Raw genomic sequence first — 2,718 nt, 5'->3', positions numbered from 1 at the left:
TGCTAAAAAGAGTGTTAAAATTTAATTTTTCCAACAAGCATATCTTTAAACATTACCCAATCTCCCCACAAACTGTAAAAAGGGTGTTTAAAAGTAGCTGGGCGGTTTTTTTCAAAAAAGAAATGCCCGACCCACGCAAACCCATATCCAATAACAGGTAATAGCCACAATAGACTGTATTGTTGTTTTATTAATGCCATTGCGATTACAGCAAGAACAAGGGTGCTTCCTATAAAATGTAAGCGGCGGCAAATCACATTGCGATGTTCTTTTAAATAATAAGGGTAGAAGGCTTTAAAGCTTTTAAACGTGGGGTTTGTACTTTGCATAGTGTGCTCTTTTATTGTTTTTTATTTTAATGAGGGTTGTGCTATTAAAGCGTAAGTTTACATTTGTTTACAGCGATAAATGGCGCTTAACGCATCTAAATAGACAAAAGGGCTAAAAGTTAATAACTTAGGCGCACTATTAATAAATAAGAATGGAACTCAGGATGTTTAAACACACTCTAGCATGTGCTGTAATTGTAGCGCTTAGCGGCTGTTCAGAGCCAACTAATACGGTAACTCAAGAAGAAGTAAAAGCACCAATGAAGCAAGTTAATGCAGTTATATACCCAGAAACAAAAAAAGGCGATATCGTAGATACCTACTTTGAAGAAGCGGTTAGCGACCCATATCGTTGGCTTGAAGATGATATGAGCGACGAAACTGCCGATTGGGTTAAAACGCAAAACAATTTAACGTTTTCTTATTTAGAACAAATTCCTTATCGCGATAAGTTAAAGCAGCGCCTTGAAAAACTAATGAACTACGAAAAAATAGGCGCTCCTTTTACTGAAGGCGATTACACCTATTTTTATAAAAACGATGGCCTGCAAAATCAATATGTTTTGTACCGCAGTAAAGATGGTGGCGACGTTGAAGTATTTTTAGATCCAAACAAGTTTAGTGAAGATGGTACGACGTCTATGTCGGGTTTATCGTTTTCAAAAGATGGGTCATTACTCGCGTATCAAATATCTGAAGGTGGTAGCGACTGGCGTAAAATTATTGTTATTGATGTACATACTAAAGAGCAAGTTGAAGAAGCGCTTGTTGACGTTAAATTTAGTGGCATTGATTGGTTAGGCAACGAAGGTTTTTATTATTCAAGTTACGAAAAACCTAAAGGGAGTGAACTTTCGGCTAAAACAGATCAGCATAAAGCGTATTACCATAAGCTAGGTACTGCACAGTCTGCTGATAGTGTTGTATTTGGTGAAACTGATGAGCAAAAACATCGCTATGTAGGCGCTGATGTAACCCATGACGGCCGCTACTTACTTATTTCAGCTAGTACGTCTACGTCAGGCAATAAGCTGTTTATAAAAGATCTAACAAAAGAAAACAGTGAGTTTGTAACGGTTGTTGGAAATACTGATTCAGATACATCAGTTATTGATAACGAAGGCAGCAAGCTGTTTTTAGTTACTAACCTTAATGCACCAAACAAAAAAGTAGTGACGGTTGATGCAAGTAACCCAAGCCCTGAAAATTGGGTTGATTTAATTCCTGAAACCAAAAACGTACTAAACCTTACAAAAGGTGGCGATACCTTTTTTGCCAACTACATGGTTGATGCTATTTCACAGGTAAAACAGTACAACAAAAAAGGTGAGTTAATTCGCGAAATTACATTACCAGGCGTGGGTACTGCACGTGGTTTTGGCGGTAAAAAAGATCAAACAACGCTTTATTATTCGTTCACTAACTACAAAACACCAGGTACTACTTATACGTTTGATGTAACTACGGGTGACTCGGGTGTTTATCGTAAGTCGGCTATTGATTTTAATAGTGATGATTACACGTCTGAGCAAGTGTTTTACACATCAAAAGACGGCACTAAAATACCGATGGTAATTACCTATAAAACAGGCATTAAGCTTGATGGTTCAAACCCTACAATTTTATACGGTTACGGTGGTTTTAATATTAGTTTAACGCCAAGCTTTAGCCCGGTTAATGCAGTATGGCTTGAGCAAGGTGGTGTGTACGCCGTTGCTAATATTCGCGGTGGTGGTGAGTACGGTAAAGACTGGCACAATGCCGGCACTAAATTGCAAAAGCAAAATGTGTTTGACGACTTTATTGCGGCTGCTGAGTATTTAAAAGATAAAAAGTACACGTCTAAAAAGCGCTTAGCACTTCGCGGTGGATCTAATGGTGGCTTGTTAGTTGGTGCAGTGATGACGCAGCGCCCAGACTTATTTCAGGTGGCTCTACCTGCTGTAGGCGTACTTGATATGCTACGCTACCATACATTCACTGCGGGCGCTGGTTGGGCATACGACTACGGTACCAGTGAGCAAAGCAAAGAAATGTTTGAATACATTAAAGGTTATTCACCACTTCATAATGTAAAAGCAGGTGTTGAGTATCCAGCTACTATGATCACAACTGGCGATCATGATGACCGCGTTGTCCCTTCACATTCGTTTAAGTTTGCAGCTGAGCTTCAAGCAAAGCAAACGGGTAATAATCCAACGCTTATTCGCATAGAAACAAATGCAGGGCATGGCGCAGGTACTCCAACGAGTAAAACAATTGAGCAGTACGCCGATATATTTGGTTTTACGCTATATAACATGGGCGTAGAGTCGTTATAAAAGCGCTTTAACTAAATAGCTAACTTTAATAGCTGAGCAAAAAGGCCGAGTAAATTTAATTTACTCGG

General features: G+C 39.0%; 2 protein-coding genes. One reads left to right on the top strand and one right to left on the bottom strand.

The features are described 5' to 3' along the window. Window positions 1-14: 14 nt before the first annotated feature. Window positions 15-329 (bottom strand): DUF962 domain-containing protein, encoded by a 315-nt coding sequence (locus GQR46_RS18430; RefSeq protein WP_165741976.1) that lies wholly within the window; start codon window positions 327-329, stop codon window positions 15-17. Between the two features lie 164 nt (window positions 330-493). On the opposite strand from GQR46_RS18430, the gene GQR46_RS18425 reads away from it, so the two are divergent. Beyond that, window positions 494-2,650 (top strand): prolyl oligopeptidase family serine peptidase, encoded by a 2,157-nt coding sequence (locus GQR46_RS18425; RefSeq protein WP_165741974.1) that lies wholly within the window; start codon window positions 494-496, stop codon window positions 2,648-2,650. Window positions 2,651-2,718 lie beyond the last annotated feature (68 nt).

The sequence above is a fragment of the Pseudoalteromonas sp. Z1A6 genome (genome assembly GCF_011378745.1).
GTDB classification, from domain to species: domain Bacteria; phylum Pseudomonadota; class Gammaproteobacteria; order Enterobacterales; family Alteromonadaceae; genus Pseudoalteromonas; species Pseudoalteromonas arctica.
This window is presented reverse-complemented; position numbering and strand designations above follow the sequence as displayed.